The organism is thiotrophic endosymbiont of Bathymodiolus puteoserpentis (Logatchev) (assembly GCF_900127505.1).
Taxonomy (GTDB): Bacteria; Pseudomonadota; Gammaproteobacteria; order PS1; family Pseudothioglobaceae; genus Thiodubiliella.
In genome coordinates this window covers 20,115-39,886 of sequence record NZ_UEXF01000055.1, presented here as the reverse complement: position 1 = coordinate 39,886, position 19,772 = coordinate 20,115, and the positions used below count along the sequence as shown (strand labels likewise).

The 19,772-nt window shown below is 39.6% G+C and carries 16 protein-coding genes and 2 pseudogenes; 6 read left to right on the top strand and 12 right to left on the bottom strand.

The genetic code is table 11. The features are described from left to right. The first annotated feature begins 6 nt into the window (after positions 1 to 6). Complete coding sequence (locus BHECKSOX2_RS06965; protein WP_139683012.1) at positions 7 to 5,346, top strand: cadherin-like domain-containing protein; 5,340 nt, start codon at positions 7 to 9, stop codon at positions 5,344 to 5,346. 7 nt (positions 5,347 to 5,353) lie between these two features. On the opposite strand, the gene BHECKSOX2_RS10485 is transcribed toward BHECKSOX2_RS06965, so the two are convergent. Genes BHECKSOX2_RS10485 through lptB form a run of 4 tightly spaced genes read right to left on the bottom strand, consistent with a single transcriptional unit; the run spans position 5,354 to position 8,601 of the window. Next, positions 5,354 to 5,431: a hypothetical protein gene (locus BHECKSOX2_RS10485; RefSeq protein WP_342589274.1), complete on the bottom strand. Its 78-nt coding sequence runs from the start codon at positions 5,429 to 5,431 to the stop codon at positions 5,354 to 5,356. Further along, positions 5,419 to 6,867 (bottom strand): YifB family Mg chelatase-like AAA ATPase, encoded by a 1,449-nt coding sequence (locus BHECKSOX2_RS06960; protein WP_342589273.1) that lies wholly within the window; start codon positions 6,865 to 6,867, stop codon positions 5,419 to 5,421. Before BHECKSOX2_RS06960 ends, BHECKSOX2_RS10485 begins: the two co-directional genes overlap by 13 nt. Continuing rightward, positions 6,864 to 7,880, bottom strand: coding sequence for a tRNA (adenosine(37)-N6)-threonylcarbamoyltransferase complex transferase subunit TsaD (gene tsaD / locus BHECKSOX2_RS06955; RefSeq protein WP_139683011.1), 1,017 nt, complete (start codon positions 7,878 to 7,880; stop codon positions 6,864 to 6,866). Before tsaD ends, BHECKSOX2_RS06960 begins: the two co-directional genes overlap by 4 nt. Continuing rightward, positions 7,873 to 8,601, bottom strand: a complete 729-nt coding sequence (lptB, locus tag BHECKSOX2_RS06950; protein ID WP_139683010.1) for an LPS export ABC transporter ATP-binding protein — start codon at positions 8,599 to 8,601, stop codon at positions 7,873 to 7,875. Before lptB ends, tsaD begins: the two co-directional genes overlap by 8 nt. Before the next feature lie 51 nt (positions 8,602 to 8,652). Here lptB and BHECKSOX2_RS06945 point away from each other — a divergent pair, with 51 nt between their 5' ends. Then, positions 8,653 to 9,150: a bactofilin family protein gene (locus tag BHECKSOX2_RS06945; protein WP_139683009.1), complete on the top strand. Its 498-nt coding sequence runs from the start codon at positions 8,653 to 8,655 to the stop codon at positions 9,148 to 9,150. On the opposite strand, the gene BHECKSOX2_RS06940 is transcribed toward BHECKSOX2_RS06945, so the two are convergent. Both BHECKSOX2_RS06940 and BHECKSOX2_RS06935 read right to left on the bottom strand, forming a co-directional pair. Beyond that, positions 9,110 to 9,859 (bottom strand): biotin--[acetyl-CoA-carboxylase] ligase, encoded by a 750-nt coding sequence (locus BHECKSOX2_RS06940; RefSeq protein ID WP_139683008.1) that lies wholly within the window; start codon positions 9,857 to 9,859, stop codon positions 9,110 to 9,112. The genes BHECKSOX2_RS06945 and BHECKSOX2_RS06940 overlap by 41 nt on opposite strands. Continuing rightward, positions 9,838 to 10,194, bottom strand: coding sequence for a diacylglycerol kinase (locus BHECKSOX2_RS06935; protein WP_139683007.1), 357 nt, complete (start codon positions 10,192 to 10,194; stop codon positions 9,838 to 9,840). The genes BHECKSOX2_RS06940 and BHECKSOX2_RS06935 overlap by 22 nt, the downstream gene beginning before the upstream one ends. A 103-nt stretch (positions 10,195 to 10,297) precedes the next feature. Here BHECKSOX2_RS06935 and truA point away from each other — a divergent pair, with 103 nt between their 5' ends. Next, positions 10,298 to 11,041, top strand: a complete 744-nt coding sequence (truA, locus tag BHECKSOX2_RS06930; protein ID WP_139683006.1) for a tRNA pseudouridine(38-40) synthase TruA — start codon at positions 10,298 to 10,300, stop codon at positions 11,039 to 11,041. Between the two features lies 1 nt (position 11,042). On the opposite strand, the pseudogene BHECKSOX2_RS06925 reads toward truA, so the two are convergent. Next, positions 11,043 to 11,249: pseudogene (locus BHECKSOX2_RS06925) on the bottom strand (hypothetical protein); the annotation flags it as partial. A 250-nt stretch (positions 11,250 to 11,499) separates the two neighbouring features. Here BHECKSOX2_RS06925 and BHECKSOX2_RS06920 point away from each other — a divergent pair. Continuing rightward, a complete protein-coding gene (locus tag BHECKSOX2_RS06920; protein ID WP_139683005.1) occupies positions 11,500 to 13,443 on the top strand; it encodes an SLC13 family permease in 1,944 nt (647 codons plus the stop codon). A gap of 3 nt (positions 13,444 to 13,446) precedes the next feature. After that, complete coding sequence (locus BHECKSOX2_RS06915; RefSeq protein WP_090715045.1) at positions 13,447 to 14,064, top strand: carbonic anhydrase; 618 nt, start codon at positions 13,447 to 13,449, stop codon at positions 14,062 to 14,064. A gap of 22 nt (positions 14,065 to 14,086) precedes the next feature. On the opposite strand, the gene BHECKSOX2_RS06910 is transcribed toward BHECKSOX2_RS06915, so the two are convergent. The 4 genes and pseudogenes from BHECKSOX2_RS06910 to purB form a co-directional block, all read right to left on the bottom strand. Further along, a complete protein-coding gene (locus BHECKSOX2_RS06910) occupies positions 14,087 to 14,371 on the bottom strand; it encodes a hypothetical protein (RefSeq protein WP_090715048.1) in 285 nt (94 codons plus the stop codon). A 136-nt stretch (positions 14,372 to 14,507) separates the two neighbouring features. Beyond that, complete coding sequence (rimM, locus tag BHECKSOX2_RS06905) at positions 14,508 to 14,990, bottom strand: ribosome maturation factor RimM (RefSeq protein ID WP_280953241.1); 483 nt, start codon at positions 14,988 to 14,990, stop codon at positions 14,508 to 14,510. Between the two features lie 244 nt (positions 14,991 to 15,234). Further along, positions 15,235 to 15,471, bottom strand: a pseudogene (rpsP, locus tag BHECKSOX2_RS10295) (30S ribosomal protein S16); the annotation flags it as partial. Between the two features lie 59 nt (positions 15,472 to 15,530). Beyond that, positions 15,531 to 16,907, bottom strand: a complete 1,377-nt coding sequence (gene purB, locus BHECKSOX2_RS06895) for an adenylosuccinate lyase (RefSeq protein WP_139683002.1) — start codon at positions 16,905 to 16,907, stop codon at positions 15,531 to 15,533. 66 nt (positions 16,908 to 16,973) lie between these two features. On the opposite strand from purB, the gene BHECKSOX2_RS06890 reads away from it, so the two are divergent. Further along, positions 16,974 to 19,532, top strand: coding sequence for a bifunctional aconitate hydratase 2/2-methylisocitrate dehydratase (locus BHECKSOX2_RS06890; RefSeq protein WP_139683001.1), 2,559 nt, complete (start codon positions 16,974 to 16,976; stop codon positions 19,530 to 19,532). A gap of 66 nt (positions 19,533 to 19,598) precedes the next feature. Here the strand turns inward: BHECKSOX2_RS06890 and BHECKSOX2_RS06885 are convergent, their stop codons facing one another. Then, positions 19,599 to 19,769 carry a hypothetical protein gene (locus BHECKSOX2_RS06885; protein ID WP_180323704.1) on the bottom strand — a complete coding sequence of 57 codons (171 nt, stop codon included), beginning with the start codon at positions 19,767 to 19,769 and terminating at the stop codon, positions 19,599 to 19,601. Positions 19,770 to 19,772: the final 3 nt, after the last annotated feature.

The window sequence follows — 19,772 nt, the reverse complement described above, 5'->3', positions numbered from 1 at the left end:
AATACTATGCCACAAAATAACAATAACTCAACTACTCTCCTTGAATTAGCCCTATTAGCTAAGGATGTTTATACGAAAAATGCGAAAGATAGAGGGGTCAATGGCTGGGAAGTAGCTGATGACCAAAGAACAAGTAATTTCGACTCAGGTCTGCAAATCCAAAACTACCGAAACGACAACCACCCCAACCACACCGTGATTGCTATTGCTGGCACCAATGGACTCAATGACTGGGATGATAACCTCTCTTTTGTGACAGGCGGTTTTTCCGAGCAGTTTCAACAAGCAATGACCCATGCGGCAAAAACCATTGATGCTGCAGCTAAGAACTCAGATGGCTTTAGCCAAAATAAAACTTTCTCAGTCACAGGACACTCCCTAGGCGGCGGTATCGCCCAAATCATCGCTTATACTTTTGGCTTAAATGGCGTTACTCTTGATGCCCCAGGTGCGAATGCTATTATCTCAAGTAAGAAGTACCAAGCCCATCTTGCCTTACTTCAGCAAAAGTATCCTAATGCTTTTAATGATGTTGGAGGCACACCAGATACAGGCGAAAATTTTACTAATATTGTTGAGCAAGGTTCAATTGTAAGTAGTATTGGCACACATATAGGTACTAAGATGGAAATTGATGCCGTGGGTGATACAGATACTGTTATTGGTGCAATAATGATGGCTGTCAATCCTTTAATAGGATTGGCAATAATGGCTGCTAGTTTATTCGGTAACCACGACATACAACCGATAATTGATTATGTGCAAGACGATCCAAATCTTAATAAATTACAATTAACAGGCGAAAAAATAGAACAACTGCACTGCGAACTAGGGGCTATTGCCCGTGAATCAAAAATTGGCAATCCAATTGATGCCTTTACCTTTGAAACTACCACCCAAGCCCTTGACCCATGGCAAGGCAACGACATCGTTGAACTTAACGACCAAGGTAAGTGGGTTGTTAACGCCCCAACCATTGCTTTTAATGACATAGGGGATTTATTCAACGCTGAACAAGCCATGTTCCAAGAACTGCAAGAGGGCTGGATAACCCACGAGGAATTCAATGCCTTCCAAGATTATGTGTTGAATCATGCAAAGGGTGATTATAATTACAACTATGATGATTCTCAAACTGACCGGCATGATTCTGACCTAATCGGGGCTTTTTATGATTCTCAAAGTGCACAGTATGATAATGCCCAGAGTATTGCGCGATATACAGGGGTGCTTATTAATAGCAACAACCAAGCACTAAGCGTAGCACAACTCCAAGCCCTAGATACTAACAACGATGGACAACTAACAGGATCTGAAACTAACATCCTGCGTCTATGGCAAGATATTAACGAAGATGGGCATTTAGATACGGGGGAGTTAGTTAATCTCAACACACTTAATCACCCTATTCAACAAAGTGAATATGTTTTCTATGTTAGTGGCAATGCTCATGTTGCTAACAAACAGCCTATTCAAACGAGTCAAACAAACGAGTTAGACACGCCAAACAGCGACTACCGTACCCTAAGAGACACAGACCACCTTTATTATTATTTGTCAAATGGAAGGACGCACTTCGTTTATTGGGATCCTGCCATGATTAAAATCCATAATAACAAAAGTCACATTATTGGCACCGATGGTGATGACACCTTTGATGTGGACTATTACAATAATGACTTCTTTGACCTTAGCTTAATCACTCACTTTTTAGCAGGCGATGGTGATGACTTAATGGGTGGCAGTGAGAGAAGTGATAACCTTTGGGGTGGTCTGGGAAATGATGAAATACTTGGTTACGCTGGTAACGATAAAATCTATGGCGAACAAGGTAACGATAAAATATTTGGTGCCGTTGGAAATGACACCATCCTTGGTGGTTCAGGCGATGATATTATTGTCGGCTTTACTGCCAGTAATAATGTCAAACAAACCCTAAGTACAGGAGAAACTGATAACGACCGCTTGTATGGTGGTAGTGGCAACGATGAATTATACGGTGGTTTGGGTAATGATTACCTAGACGGTGGCGCCAACAATGATATTTTATTAGGTGAAAAAGGTAATGATAAACTCTGGGGTGGTAGTGGCAATGATGAAGTTCAAGGTAATGAAGGTAACGATGAACTCATGGGCGGAGATGGTGAAGATAGGCTGTTTGGACAAACAGGAAACGACAAACTTTGGGGTGGAGAAGGCAAAGATCTTTTACTTGGATTCACTGCGGCAAATGAAGTTAAGCAAAGTCTAAATACAGGTGAAACTGATAACGACTATCTGAATGGTGGTGGTGATGATGATATCCTAATGGGTGGCTTAGGGCATGATAGACTCTATGGTGGCACTGGGAATGACGAACTGCAAGGCAATGAGGGTGATGACAAACTCTATGGCGAGGCAGGCAACGATAATTTATTTGGTCAAAGTGGTGATGATATTCTCTACGGTGGCGATGGTGATGATTATTTAACAGGCTTCACCGCTAGTAACGAAGCCAAACAGAAACTCAATGGCGAAGAAAGTGATAACGATCATCTATATGGTGGCGCAGGGCAAGATGTTCTCATCGGTGGACCAGGAAACGATTATTTAGATGGTGGTATAGATGCCGATGTCATGGTCGGTGGACTGGGTAACGATATCTACATTATTAATAGCGTTAACGACAGTATTTACGAACAAGATAATCAAGGTTATGACACCGTTATTTCTAGCGCCAGTTATTTGCTAAACGCCAATATTGAAGAATTGCGCTTACTGGAAGGCTTTAATATTCATGGCACAGGCAATGCCTCTGATAACAAAATCATTGGCAATAGCGCTAACAACATCATTGATGGAGTAACGGGTGCTGATGAAATGATTGGTGGATTGGGGAATGATACTTATTATGTCGATAACATTAATGATAGTGTTGTAGAGTATGCCAATCAAGGTACGGACACTATTCAAAGTAGCATTACTTACACCCTAAGTGACAATATAGAAAACCTAACCTTGCTTGACTTCTCTAAGGCGGAAAAAGGTCAGGTTGATGGTGAAGCCGTTTTGGTTTATGGCTTTCCAAAACGCAATGAACTGGATTATATGCAAGGCGATGCTATTGAAAACTACCAAGGTACCTGTGCATTAACCTCTATTGCCAACCTTATCACCCAAACAGGCACCCCTACATCTGAAAGTGAGGTGGTTAATACTGCTATTGCCAACAACTGGGCGGTAAATGACCCCAGTTTACCTGCTAGTCAATTAGGTGGTTCCAATTACCTACAACAACAAGCTATTTTAAACAACTATGGCATCGCTAATGATGTCATCCAAGGTTACAATGAAACTGGCATTGCCAACTTACTTCAAGGTGGTCGCGGTGTTATGTTGTCCGTTAATGCTGGCATATTATGGAATGACTCAAACTACAATGGCAATGGCAGTGTCAATCACGCCGTCACCTTGACAGGAGCTGTACACAATGCTAACACTGGTGATTTAATGGGATTCTACATTAGCGACTCAGGACGAGGCAAGGTTAATGACATGAATCGCTTTGTTGATATTGACACTTTCCGAAAAGCAGCTGATGTTAATAGTGCCTACAGTATTCATACAAGGGAGGCGGTTAAGCTTTGGGATGAAAATATAGATGCAACAGGCAATAATAACGATAATAACATTATTGGCAACCGTGGAGACAATGTTCTACAAGGTTTGGCAGGTAATGACACCATACATGCTGAGGCTGGTAATGATATTATCATAGGTGGCTTAGGTGCTGATACTTTAAATGGTGGTACAGGTAATGACACTTACAACTTTAACCTAGGTGATGGCAACGATATTATTATTGATACTCAGGGTGTTGATGCTATTGTATTTGGAGATGGTATAGGAATCTCCGATGTTAGTATCACTAAAAATGGTAATGATTTATTACTCACTATAAACACTCAGGATAGTATTTTGTTAAAAGATACAACAGAAAATAGAGTGATTGAACGCATTATGTTTGCTGATGGTGCGATGTGGCACATCAACGAAGCACACGATAATTTTAATGCCAACACTAAAGGGCGTGTTTATTTGCAAGGTGAGACCTTAGAAGGGCAAACTTTAACCTTAGTAAATACTTTATCTGATGCTGATGGTATGGGTGAACTAAGTTACCAATGGCAATATTCAACTGATAAGGAAGTTTGGGTAAATATTGTTAGTGCTACAACTGATGAATTAACTTTAACACAGACACACACTGGTAAGTATATAAAGGTTATTACCAGTTATACTGATGGTCGTGGCAATTTGGAAACCACCACAACATTGACCAAAACAACAGTTTCTGATGCAACGATTAATCTTTCAAGTGTTGAAGACCAAGATTTAACGATTACCACAGCACAACTACTAACCAATGTAGTTGGTAGTAAATTGAGTATTATCAATTTGTCTGTGGTGGGCAATAATGCAACGCTTATTGATAACAATAACAGCACTTGGACGCTTACGCCAAAAAATGACTTTAGTGGTAAAATTGAGTTAAGTTATCAAATTAGTGATGGTGGTTCAACAACTGACGATGCTACAGCAGATGTTAATATTACTGCCGTGGCGGATGCGCCAAGCATTATCAATAGAACGAATGACAATATTGTTATTCACAGCAACTCTACATTAGTACTACCAATATCAGTTACCTTAAAAGATAACGATGGTTCTGAGAGTTTGAATGTTACTATTAAAAACTTACCTAACGAGGTAAGTTTAAATCATGGCAACAAACAAGGTGATGGCTCTTGGTCATTGTCAGAAAGTGATTTAACAGGACTTAAGTTAATTGCAGGTGATTATTCTGGACACCTTGATGTTGAGGTTGAAGCACGCACTACTGAAATCTCTAACAATAATTATGCAACTGAGACACGCATTTTGAGTATTGATGTGATAATGCGAGGCGATGTTAATGACAATCAACTAATTGGCGATGAAGGTGATAATATTATTCAGTCTCTAGCAGGTGATGATACTTTAGTCGGTAATGCTGGAAGTGACACCTTGACTGGCGGCTTAGGAAGTGATACTTTTGACTACAACAGTAATAACGATGGTCATGACATTATTACCGACTTTAATTTATCTGAAGGCGATAAGTTAGATATATCAGATTTGATTGATTACCAAGTAAACAACAATTTAGCTGATTTTGTTAGCGTTGAGAATATAGGCAATGATAGTATTGTTCATATAGATTCTGATGGTACTGGCATTGGTGAGAGTTATGTTAGCATTACACTGTCTAATACAACTTTATCATTTGAAGATTTGTCTAATGCCAATGCTCTGGTTGTACTGTAAGTTTTTATCAAGACTCGCGCCGATAACCAATCGCTTCGCTGAGATGCTGAATGTTGACGGTTTCTGAGTTGTCTAAATCAGCAATGGTTCTGGCAATTTTGAGAATGCGGTGATAGGCTCTTGGGCTCTTGCTGACAAGTGAAATTTGTCAATAGCCTCAGACAGTAGTTGTTTATCATCTTTATTTAGAGGTATGGATTTTTCTATTTCATCAGGTGTAAGTTTGTCGTTAAATTTACCTTGGCGCTTGAATTGAATGTTCTGGGCTTTTAGCACTCTTTCTCGTATAACTTCACTTGACTCTGCGCTACTATTGGTTTGCTCAAGTAGTGCTTCTTTTGGTAAGGGTGGTACGGTAAGCACCATATCAATTCTATCTAGTAGTGGGCCTGAGATTTTATTTTTATATCTATCAATTTGATCCTCTGTGCAGTGGCACTTGCTGGTGCCATCACCATAATATCCACAGGGGCAGGGGTTCATTGCACCAATAAGTTGAAAATTGGCAGGAAAAGTGGTTTGTTGGGCAGCACGGGACAAATGAATAACGCCATTTTCTAAGGGTTGACGCAAGACTTCTAAAACACTTCTTGGGAATTCTGGCAATTCATCTAGAAACAATACACCTTCATGAGCGAGCGAGATTTCACCCGGTTTGGGAATTGAACCACCACCAACCAATGCAACTGCTGAAGACGAATGATGCGGAGAGCGAAATGGGCGAACTTTTAACTGAGTTAAATCCAATGGTTTGTTGGCGACCGAATAAATTGAAGCGCGTTCTAGGGCTTTGTCATCACTAAGTGGTGGCATAATTGAAGGTAATCGCTCTGCTAACATGGTCTTACCTGAACCAGGTGTGCCGACTAGAAGTAGATTATGCCCACCACTAGCGACAACTTCCAGCGCGCGTTTGGCATGGTGTTGTCCTTTAACCTGAGAAAAATCATTGTTATAAATTGTCTGCTTATTAGTTAACTTACGAACCAATTGATTAACATTGCTAGCACCTTGTAAAAAATCACAGACTTGCAATAAATGCTCACAGGGGTAGATTTTTGCTTGATTAACCAATGTATATTGAGCGGATTCTTGTGTTGGCAAGATAATATTATGCGCGTCTTGACTACTGGCAATAATAGCGGGCAATAAGCCTTCGATAGCACGCAATGAGCCATTTAATCCTAGCTCACCATACAATTCAAAACCATCTAAATTTATTTTTTCTTTAATTTGTCCACTTGCTAACAACAAGCCAATCGCAATTGGCAGGTCATATCTACCGCCACTTTTAGGTAGATTAGCTGGCGCTAGGCTGACGGTAATACGCCCTTTGGGAAATTTAAATTGTGAGTTTATTAGGGCGCTACGCACACGCTCTTTACTCTCACGCACGGCACCTTCAGGCAATCCGACGATAGAAAACCCTGGTAAGCCACTCGAAATATGCACTTCAATGGTGACTAATGGTGCATCTAATCCTGTTGATGCACGCGTAAATACTTGGCTTAATTGACTCATACTGCTTGCAATTCCTCCAAACTCCACCGAGGTTTAACGACAATTTCATTGCCTTTTGATACTTGTCCTTTAATAAGTCTTAGATGCCCAGTAAGGGCAATCATTGCACCGTTATCAGTACAAAAATCCTGGCGTGGGTAAAATACTTGTGCATCTACTTTTTTACCCATTGTATCTAATTCGTCTCTGAGTGCTTTATTTGCGCTAACACCGCCTGCCACAACCAAAGTTTTACGCCCTGTTTGCTCTAAGGCTCGACGGCATTTAATCATCAATGTTTGCGTTGTGGCCACTTCAAAGGCTTTGGCAATATCAGCTTTTTGCTCTGGGTGTTTAGCAAAGGTATTGCGTGCAAAAGTCTTGAGACCGCTAAAACTAAAGTCCAGTCCTGGTCTGTCTATCATAGGTCTTGGGAATTTAAAAACACCCTCTTTGCCTTGTTCAGCAAGTGCAGCAAGTGCTGGTCCGCCCGGATAACCCAAACCTAGAATCTTAGCCGTTTTGTCAAAGGCTTCGCCCACTGCATCATCTAAAGATTCACCCAAAATTTTGTATTGCCCTATCGCTTCAACATCAACTAGCATTGTATGCCCACCAGAGACTAGTAACGCCACAAAGGGGAATTCAGGTTGCTTGTCTTCTAAGAATACTGCGAGCAAATGTCCTTCCATATGGTGCACGCCTAATGTGGGGATTTTCAAACTCCAAGCCAAAGATTTTGCCACAGCGCTACCCACTAACAATGCCCCTGCCAAACCCGGTCCAGCCGTATAGGCAACAGCACTGATATCGGTGAGCTTTATTTTAGCGTCTTCAAGCACAGCTTTAATAAGTGGCAAGACACGCTGTATATGGTCACGGGATGCTAATTCTGGCACAACACCGCCGTATTCTTGATGAATCTCAACTTGGGAAAATAATTGGTGTGCAATCAGTCCATCTTGCTGTGAATACAGCCCAATACCCGTTTCATCGCATGAGCTTTCTATGCCTAATGTGATGAAGTTAGTCACGCTGACCTAAATAAACTTCGCGCACTTTAGTGTTATTTAGGATTTGCTCCTTATCGCCCTCGGTAATCATCACGCCATCATGTAATACATAAGAATGATCACAAGTATCTAGCACTTCACGGTAATTATGGTCGGTAATCAATACACCAATACCTTTATTTTTTAGATGGAAAATAATTTGTTGTATATCACCCACAGAAATTGGGTCAACACCTGCAAATGGCTCATCTAATAAGATAAATTTTGGCTCCATTGCCACTGCTCTGGCGATTTCCACGCGTCGTCTTTCACCACCAGACAAGCTTAATCCATTAAGGGCGCGAATATGTCTGATATTAAATTCTTCTAATAATTCTTCTAAACGATTCTTTTGGGTGTCTTTGTCTAAGGCTTTATTAAGCTCTAAAACTGCCATAATATTATCTTCAACAGATAATTTCCTAAAAACAGATGGCTCTTGAGGCAAATAACCCAGCCCTAATTTGGCGCGTTTATGCATTGGTAAATGGTCAATTTTATGGTTATTTAAAATAACTTGCCCAGAATCTGTCTTAACCAACCCACAAGCAATATAAAAACAAGTGGTTTTTCCTGCACCATTTGGCCCTAATAAACCGACTATTTCACCACTTTGCACAAAAAATGAAACACCTGAAACCACATTTCTACCTGAATAGGATTTACTAATATTGGTAACCTCAAGTGAATGCTGTGTGGACATAAAGTGTAAAATTATTTATAATGTTTAATTTTATCATTAATATATAGTCTTATGTTTAACACTAAAAATCCTAAAACTGCAACTCTGCCTGAGGCATCTATTACATCTCCCAGACCTAAACCTAGGGTGACGACAAACAATACTCAGCGCCTTAGTGCTACTAGTAGTCAAGAAAAAACCACCATTTCTCAAGGTTGTTTTATTAAAGGGGAGATATCAGGCACTGATGATATCAGTGTTTTTGGCAAAGTTGATGGCACTATATTACTCAAAGAGAACATCCTTACCATTGAAAAACTGAGTGATGTTAAAGCCAGTATTGAGGCTAAGGTCGTTAATATCATTGGCCGTGTCGTTGGCAATATTAACGCAAATGAAAAAATCATCATCCATGAGGGAGGTTCTGTTACTGGTGATATGGATGCTCCAAAAGTCATCCTTAAAGATGGCTCTTACTTTAAAGGCAGTGTTTCAATGGCCGAGAATAAGAAAATAGAGCCAACAACAACTAAAGAAGAGTCAAAAACTCAGACGAATAAACTTGTTTAGTTGACGCCTTAGTTTCAACCAACAATACACCTTCGTCATTCACACCACAGCACACACCTAAAAAGGTTTGTTTTTTATCGTCATAGCGCACCCGCTTACCTTGCAGGTAGTCTACACTTGCCCACTGCTTGGAAAAAGTTGTAAAACCATTCGCTTCAAAAACTTGGCAGAACTCTAAAATCTTATTGATTAAATCTTTAGTTAAATCAAACTGATTAATGGATTTTTGTGTGCTGATTGAATGTAAATCAGTCCACGGTGTTTGACAATCTATATTCACACCAATATTCACACCAATACCTATCACGACAGATTGAGTTTGGTTTCGAGTGGTATTCTTAATCAAAATTCCAGCCAGTTTCTTATCTTGATAATAAATATCATTGGGCCATTTAAGCTCTAAACCAATAGCACCGTAACCTCTCAACACTTCAAGTAGCGCCAAACCCACCACCAAACTCAAACCACTTAAATTAACCTTAGTTGAAAACACGCAACGAATAGACAGTAAAACACTATTGTCTTTATTGCTTAACCATGTTCGATTGTATTGCCCTTTGCCCTGCGTTTGTTCGCTAGCGATACACACCTGTGTTCTTGGTGAGAATTCCAACGATGAAAGATAATCATTGGTACTTGGTATTGAGTCAAAAATATGGCAATCAATATCGCCATTTAAGTGAGCGCTTATATTAGAATAATTATCCATGTTATAAGCACCAAAACCAAAGAAAGCCATACTGCCGCTGAGCCCATATCTTTTGCCACACCAGATAGTGCGTGATACTCATCACCAATCCTGTCAACCACTGACTCAATGGCAGAATTTAACACTTCAACAATCAGCACCAAGAATACTGGTGCAATCAGTAGTACGCGTTCAATGGCTGATTCTTTCAGCCAAAATGCGAGTGATATTAACACAACACCAAACCACAACTCTTGCCTAAAGGCGGCTTCTGATTGATAGCAAATTTTTAATCCTTGCATTGAAAATCCGAAAGCGTTACTAATTCGTTTTAATCCTGTGGCTTCGTTTTTCATAGTAATTTTATTTTACATCATAGTGAGACCTTTATATAATTATGGATGATGAGTAAGATGACAAAATTTAGCTACTGAGTTAATATATAAAGGATTTACAAAAATGAAGATAGCATTAGGTGTTGAGTATATGGGCAGTGACTTCCACGGATGGCAGTTGCAAAAATCTGGCATTCGCACTGTCCAACAAGTGGTCGAAAAAGCACTCTCAAGTGTTGCTGACCACCCCGTACGGGTATTTTGCTCAGGTAGAACAGATGCGGGTGTACACGCTATTGAACAGGTTATTCACTTTGAAACAAGTGCAAACAGAGAAGACAAAGCGTGGCTTCTTGGTGGCAATGTTAACCTGCCTCATGATGTCAATTTTGTTTGGGTAAAACGCGCTAATGAGGATTTCCATGCGCGCTTTAATGCTCACGCAAGGCGCTACCATTACAAGATTCACAATACGCCAGTGCGCTCTGCTCTAGTGGCTAAACACACCTTATGGGAGTCAAGAGCATTAGAAGTAGAAGCAATGAGCAAGTCCGCTGAATATTTACTCGGTGAGCATGATTTTTCAGCTTTTCGTAGTAGTCTATGCCAAGCAAAATCACCCATCAAAACCATTGAGTTTATAAAGCTCACTCAACACGGCAATGAAATCTTGTTGGATATTAAAGCCAATGCCTTCTTGCACCATATGGTGCGCAATATCGTCGGCACACTACTCAAAGTAGGCAGGGGCGAAAAACCTGTTGGATGGGTTAAGGAAGTATTAATCTCTAAAGATAGAAAAAAGGCGGGTGCAACTGCCCCGCCTCAAGGTTTATATTTTATTAAAGCCTTTTACTCTAACTTATAAATCAATTTTTTCGAAGTTGCTTACTAGCCAATATCATATTAGTCAATGCAGACATTGCCTCGTCCCAATGTCTGGTTTTTAAACCACAATCAGGATTAACCCACAGCCTTGTAGCGGGAATACGTTGGACTGCCTTTTCCATTAGCTCAACCATGGATGCCACTGAAGGGGTGTTAGGAGAATGAATGTCATAAACCCCTGGACCTAAAACAATTCAAATAGGTGTAAAGGAGCTTAATCAAAAATTATTTGCAATTTTGCGCAAACAAGACAAAAAAATTAATTATATTCAACGCTTTGTCAAAATTAGCAAGAAAGTGGTTGATGTGCTTTAGGGTCATTAAAATTCAAAAATAGATATTTTTTCAACCAGTAAGACCTTGTTAGCAGTGATTAGTAATGTTGTGATTATGGTATAATTTTGCCTACTGTTTTTTACCCTTAATAAAATCAAAATCATGCTCAATAAAAAAAATATTTCAGCCATTATTTTTGCTATTTTTGCTGTGTGGCTTTCAACAATTGCGCCAACCACCTCTATTTCTTGGATGCTGGGGATTCTTGTATTAACAATTTACTTGTTTGCTTTTGAGGTGGTAGAAGTTGACGAAGCTGCCATTACCATTATGATCATCTTAGGGCTAAGCTCTTTGCCATGGATTCATACTTTAATGGGGCTAGAAGAGGGACTAGTTGACAACCAAAGATTGTTTGATGGGTTCTCCTCTAATGCGGTTATGTCAATTATTGCAGTAATGATTATTGGAGCAGGCTTGGACAAAACTGGGTTGATGGGCAGAGTTGCCACTTTCATTCTTAAAGTAGGTGGCACCTCCGAGCCAAGAGTAATCCCAATTATCTCTTCTACTGTTGGATTTATCTCATCTTTCATGCAAAATGTGGGTGCAGCCGCACTATTTATTCCTGTTGTGAGTCGCATTTCATCACGCTCAGGTATCCCAATGTCGCGACTATTGATGCCAATGGGATTTACAGCGATTTTAGGTGGCACAATAACCATGGTGGGCTCTAGCCCTTTAATCTTGCTAAATGATTTAATTTTAACCACCAACCAAGGATTAGAAGTTGGACAGCAGATGGACACTTGGGGATTATTCTCCGTAACACCAATAGGTATTGCACTGGTCATAACGGGTATTGTATATTTCGTCATTGCTGGCAAGTTTGTCTTACCTGCAACCAAAAAAGATCAGTCAGAATCTATATCAGCCATTGAGCACTTTCATCAAGTTTATGATATAGATTATGATTTATTTGAGGTTAATATTCCTAAGGATTCTAACTTAGTTGGCATGACACTTGACGATATTGAAACAGCGGCTAAAATTAGAATTATCGCCATCCAAACCATCGAAGGCGAGACATTTATTGGGCACCATTCAGTTGAACGAGGCACCACTATTCAACCACAAATGACCCTAGGCGTATTGACAACAAAAGAACATTTAGATGCTTTTGTTGAAGGCTTTCATCTTGAGCTCTCAGACACCATTGAAAAATTCTCTAATTTGTTGTCTACACAAGAATGTGGCACAGCAGAAATTGTTATCCCACCTAACTCTTCACTTATCAACCAAAGCGCTAGAGATATATGGTTGCGCAAGACCTATGGTATTGCCATGGTGGCGCTACATCGTGGTGGTAAAACCATGCAAGAAGGTGAGGGTATTCGCAATATTCCTTTCCAATCAGGCGATACATTAATTGTCCATACACGCTGGGTTGACCTTGATAGACTGCAATCTAATACTGACTTTATTGTCATTACTTCTGAGTATCCAAGGCAAGAAGAGTATCGACCTGAGAAAATCAAATGGGCAAGTATTTTCTTTGCGATTGCACTTTTCTTAGTATTATTTACGGATATTAAACTCTCCATCGCACTCATGACTGGCGCCTTGGGTATGATTTTATCTGGTGTTATTAAAATAGAAGAGGCTTATCGTGCGGTTTCTTGGAAAACAGTATTTTTATTAGCCAGCCTTATTCCGCTAGGTATGGCCGTATCAAAAACTGGCACCGCCTTATGGATTGCACAAGAAACAGTTAAAGTAGTTGGCGATATGGCACCTTGGGTAATACTAAGCTCAATTGTAGTGCTAGCAACCTTCTTTACCCTAGTCATGTCTAATGTAGGCGCAACTATTCTCTTAGTGCCTATTGCTGTTAATATTGCCATTCAAGTAGGGGAAGACCCTGCGGTTTATGCGCTAGCAGTTGCCATTGCCACTTCAAACTCATTTTTAATTCCCACACATCAGGTGAATGCTTTAATTATGGGACCTGGTGGCTACAAGGTGGCAGATTTCATTAAAGCAGGTGGGTTTATGACAATACTATTTATCATTGTTATGATGTCAATGATGAGCATCCTCTTTTAAAGGATGAGTATCATTTCTGACAAAATAAACTCAACGCAAGCAAGAAGAAGATTGGTTGATGGTAATCAGCGTTTTGTTAATGGCACTACATTTCACCATAGATTCCATGCGCATGGATGCGCAAAAGATGTAAAAGAACAAAGTCCATTTGCGGTTGTATTAGGATGTTCTGACTCACGAGTACCCATTGAGACTATCTTTGACCAGAGTTTTGGTGATTTGTTTATTATTCGCATTGCAGGAAATATAGTTGCCCCCTCACAAATGGGGAGTATTGAATTTGCAATCTCTAAATTCAAAACAGCTTTAATTGTAGTGTTAGGCCATTCTAATTGCGGAGCTATTAATGCAACTATTGACGAATGCATTAATAAAACAAATCTATCGGACGGCCTTTACTCTATAACTAACAGAATAAAGCCTTCCATTCTACCTTTGCTTAAATTAAATTTAACAAATAATGAACTGGTTGACAAGGCTGTTGAAGTTAACATTATTAACTCCGTCAAACAATTACAAAGCCAATCGCCAATTATTAAAGAAGCTATCAAAAATAATAAACTAGAAGTTATAGCTGCTAATTATTCTTTAAAATCAGGTGCAGTTGATTTTCTAACTTAGTTTGTCTGGGGTTTTTTTACAACTATTTACTTGTGTTCTCTTGAGTTTGTTTTATGATTTTATCTAAAATTTCACGAATTTCAGCCAAACCAGTTACTGGCAAAACTAAACGGTGGGAAATCTTGCGAAATTCTCTTTTCTCATCAGCGCCATCTTTACTCATGATTGGTGAAGCTTGATAAAAATCAATCTTTGCAACATTCTGACGAATACTAATACTTGCTGTACCGTCAACATACATTTCATCAATTAAGTTTGCTTGTGGTTGAGTCACTTCAGGTGTTGAATTTTCTTCTTTCTTTTCCATTTTTCTTTTCCATAGTTTAAAAAAATTATTATACCAAGCCTAGCAAGACTAAAAGTGTTTTAAAAAGTTTTCAAATTGATAAAAGATGGTGTTTTGGTGGTTATTCATAATGACGCAAAGGTCTTATATAAGACCATTAAAAATCCTCGTCCCAATCAACCAAAATTTGTTGTTTTTCGATATTGACTTCACACAAAAACGGCTCAATATACGGCACCCAATGCTCTTTTTTCCCTTGCACAATGAGTACATGGTTGGCACCTGTCTCCATCAAATTTTGCACTTTTCCAAGTACAAAATTTGATCGATTAATCACTTCCAAACCAATTAAATCTTCCCAATAATGCTCGCCTTTTTTGAGTTTGGATAATTGGGATTTCTCAATATAAACATCAATACCAATCATTGCTCTGGCTTGCTCTCTGTTATCAATATCTTTAATTTTTGCAACAATGGTTTTCGACTGCTCTCGACCATTGACAATTTCTAATGTTTGCCATTGTTCGTCAATCTGTATATGCCAAGGCTTGTAAGATAAAATATTTTTTCTAGGCTGTGTATGTGAAAAGATTTTCACCCAACCCTGAACGCCAAAAAGGCCATTAATCGTACCGACCAACAGCCTTTTTGAACTTGGAACAATGTTCGTTGAGTTACTCAGCAGATTTTTCCTCTTCTTCTGGCACCTCTTCAGTAGGTGCTTTTACTTCAGCAACAGCCGTCGCTGCTACTTTTGCCTCTGCCTCTACTTTCGCTTCTTCTTCTGCCTTTGCTTTTGCTGCTAGTTTAGTTGCAATGGCTGTTGCCACTTTTTCTGCTTTTGCTTCTTGCACTGCAACACGCTTTTCACGAATTGAAGGGTCTTTAAATTCTTTGATAAGTTGCTTAACGCGTTCAGAAATTTGTGCACCTTTTGATGTCCAATATTCTATTTTATCTTCTTCGATGGTAAGCCTAACTTCTTGTCCACGAGCAACTGGATTAAAGTATCCAAGTCTCTCAATATAACCACTGTCTCTACGCTTTCTAGAGTCTGTTGCTACAATTGAATAAAAAGGTTTTTTCTTGGCTCCACCTCTAGCTAATCTAATTTTAACCATGGTTTTTTGCTCCTAAAAAAATATTAAAAACTTATGTCAAAGCGACATAAGACGAAGGATTATATCAGTTTTTCAATATCGCGTGCTAATTTTTGCGCATCACCCATATAAGTCATCGGTGTTAATTGTGCCAAAGCTTGTTTTGCTTCCTCCGGCATATCTAAATCTCTAACAAAATCTGCCAGTACTTTTGCATCAATAGTATTACCACGGGTTAAACTCTTAAGTTTTTCATACGGGTTATCAATGCCGTAACGGCGCATCACAGTTTGAATTGGCTCTGCTAATACTTCCCACGAACTGTCTAAATCTTCTAACAATTTTGCTTCGTTAATTTTTAACTTGCCGATACCTTTGGCAATAGAAGTATATGCTACCAACGAGTGAGCGCAACTCACGCCAAGATTTCTAAGCACCGTTGAATCAGAGAGGTCTCTTTGCCAGCGAGAGATTGCTAGCTTATCTGCCAAATGCGTATTCAATGCATTAGCAACACCTAAGTTACCTTCGCCATTTTCAAAATCAATCGGGTTAACTTTATGCGGCATGGTCGATGAACCCACTTCTCCTGCAATGGTTTTTTGCTTGAAATAACCCAGTGAAATATAACCCCAAATATCACGACAAAAATCAATCAGAATCGTATTGAAGCGATTCATTGAATGAAAATACTCTGCCATATAATCGTGCGTTTCAATCTGAGATGTATAGGGTGCATAATTCACGCCTAAATCTTGAATAAACGCTTGTGAAATATTTTGCCAATCTAAATCTGGGTAAGCGCAAATATGTGCATTAAAATTACCCACAGCGCCATTAAATTTACCCATCACCTTGACACTTTCTAAGTGCTTAATTTGTCGTTTTAAGCGATAAGCAAAGTTTGCCATTTCCTTGCCAACCGTAGTTGGCGATGCTGTTTGGCCATGTGTTCTAGATAGCATCGGAATTGCAGCGTTGTCTTTTGCTAAATCCGTGATTAAAGACAAGATATTTTGCATTTGTTTAAGCAACACCTTGCGTCCATCAATCAGCATTAGAGCGTGTGACAGATTATTAATATCTTCTGAAGTACAAGCAAAATGGAAGAATTCACTCACCGCATTGAGTTCTGCATTGTCTTTGACTTTGTCTTTTAAGAAATATTCAACTGCCTTAACATCATGATTAGTAGTGCGCTCAATTTCTTTAACCGCTTGTGCATCTGCTAATGAAAAATTACTCGCAATATTGGTTAAAAAATCAGCAGCCTCTTGGCTGAATGCGCCCACTTCAGTAATGCCATCATTGTCCGCCATAGCTTGCAACCATTTAACTTCAATTAATACACGGTATTTAATCAACCCAAATTCACTAAAAATCTCACTTAAGGCGTTGGTTTTATCAAAATAGCGCCCATCAACAGGGGATATAGCAGTTAAAGCATTTAGTTCCATAATTTAGTTAGTTAGGTCAAATGTGCTAAAATTATACACTTTATAAAATCACTTTATAGGACACAGATGAAAACAGCTTATTTAACTCACATTAATGAACGCGCTAAAGACAATTTACCGCCACTAGCACTAACTGCACAGCAAACAAAATCTGTTGTTGAAAGCCTAATTAATGGCAATGACGATGATTTTTACCTAGATTTATTGACACATTGCGTACCCCCTGGTGTGGACGAGGCTGCTTATGTAAAGGCAGGTTTTTTAGCCAGCGTTGCCAAAGATGAGCAAACTTGCAATGCTATTAGTCAAGAACAAGCTACTTTTTTACTCGGTACGATGATGGGTGGTTACAATATTGCACCGTTAATTGAGTTATTAGACATTGACACAACTGCGCAAATCGCCTGTGATGCACTATCTAAAACGCTACTTATTTATGAAGCGTACCAAGAAATAGTAGAAAAATCAACCAATAATACCTTCGCCAAGCAGGTAGTTGATTCTTGGGCGAATGCCGACTGGTTTACCAGCAAGAACGAATTGTCAAAAGAAATTAAACTCACAGTTTTCCGTGTTGATGGTGAAATCAACACTGATGATTTATCACCAGCAACGCAGGCGTGGTCACGCCCTGATATTCCCCTACACGCCCAATCAATGCTGGTCAAAAAAATGGACAACCCACTTGAAACCATTGCACAACTTAAAGAAAAAGGCTTGCCACTTACCTTTGTTGGCGATGTCGTTGGCACAGGCTCTTCACGCAAATCTGCAATTAACTCAGTATTGTGGCATATGGGAGATAATATTGACTATGTACCAAACAAACACAATGGTGGCGTGATACTTGGTGGCAATATTGCACCAATTTTCTTTAACACCGCACAAGACTCAGGTGCATTACCGATTGAATGCGATGTGTCAAAAATGCAAATGGGTGATGAAATTACCCTCTATCCTTACGAGGGGAAAATTGTCAATACCAATGGCGAAACCATTTCTACTTTTAAACTTACCCCAAATACCATACCTGATGAAGTCCGTGCAGGCGGTCGTATCCCGCTTATTATTGGACGAGGCTTAACCGACAAAACACGCTTTGATTTAGACTTGAGTGTTAGCGATATTTTCTTACGCCCAGAAGATGTAACAAGCAGCGATGCAGGCTATACTTTGGCACAAAAGATTGTTGGCAAGGCTTGTGGTGTTGAAGGAGTGCGCCCTGATACTTATTGTGAACCCCGCATGACAACGGTTGGCTCACAGGATACCACGGGTGCAATGACGCGTGACGAACTTAAAGAATTAGCCTGCCTAGGCTTCTCTGCTGATCTGGTCATGCAAAGTTTTTGCCATACTGCTGCCTATCCAAAACCTGTTGATTTAGAATTACAACATAGCCTACCTGACTTTATGCGCTCTCGTGGTGGCGTCACGCTTAAACCAGGCGATGGTATTATTCATTCGTGGCTAAATCGCATGCTTTTACCTGACACGGTAGGCACAGGTGGTGATTCACATACGCGCTTCCCAATTGGTATTAGCTTCCCAGCAGGCTCGGGTTTAGTAGCATTCGGTGCATCAATTGGCGTATTGCCACTTGATATGCCTGAATCGGTTTTGGTGCGTTTTAGTGGCACGATGCAAAAGGGTATCACGCTTAGAGATTTGGTCAATGCCATTCCGTATGTCGCTATTCAACAAGGTTTATTGACCGTTGAAAAAACCAATAAAAAGAATATTTTCTCAGGTCGAATTTTAGAGATTGAAGGGTTGGGCGATTTAAAAATTGAACAAGCTTTTGAACTTACTGATGCTTCTGCGGAGCGCTCGTCAAATGGTTGCACCATCAAACTCAATAAAGCCCCTGTGGCAGAATATTTGCAATCTAACATTGCCCTATTGTCATCAATGATTGAGATGGGTTATGAAGATAAGAAGACCATTGCGCGTCGTATTCAAGCGATGCAGAAGTGGCTGGATGCACCTGAATTATTAGCAGCTGACGATAACGCCGAATACGCCACAATCATTGAAATCAATCTTGATGATATCAAAGAACCCATCCTTGCTTGCCCAAATGACCCCGATGATGTGAAATTACTTTCAGAGGTGGCCAATACCAAAATTGACGAAGTCTTTATTGGCTCGTGTATGACCAATATCGGTCACTTTAGAGCAGCAGCTCAATTATTAAAAGACCAATCAGAACTACCAACTGAACTTTGGGTTGCGCCACCAACACGCATGGATGAAGCGCAACTTAAAAAAGAAGGCATATACCAAACTTTTGAGTCTATTACCCAGCACACAGAAACCCCAGGTTGTTCACTGTGCATGGGCAATCAAGCACGCGTCAAAGACAATGCCACCGTAGTTTCTACTTCAACACGCAATTTTCCTAACCGCCTAGGGGATGATGCCGATGTGTATTTATCATCCGCCGAAGTCGCCGCCATAACTGCAAAACTTGGGCGCATTCCAACCGTAGAAGAATACCTATCAGCGATGCAAGCCATAGAATCAACCTCCGATGATATTTACCAATATCTTAACTTTGACCAAATATCGCAGTATCAAAAGTCGGTTAGGCACATTGCGCTTAATACAATCTTAAAAGAGTAATTAGAAATTACTAGACAATAAAAAAGCCGCTGTTAAAAGCGGCTTTTTTATTGGTAATTCATAAAATTACGCAGATTTTTTATTAGTCTTTTCTAATTTTTTCCAAAAATCACCTGTATAAAATTTACAATATTTAAATATTTCATTATCCGTAAGGTGACCTTTTTTACCGTTCCAATCTTCTTTTAACATTGTTATTAACTTGTTTTTTAATTTTTTTTCATTTATCATTTTCATGAA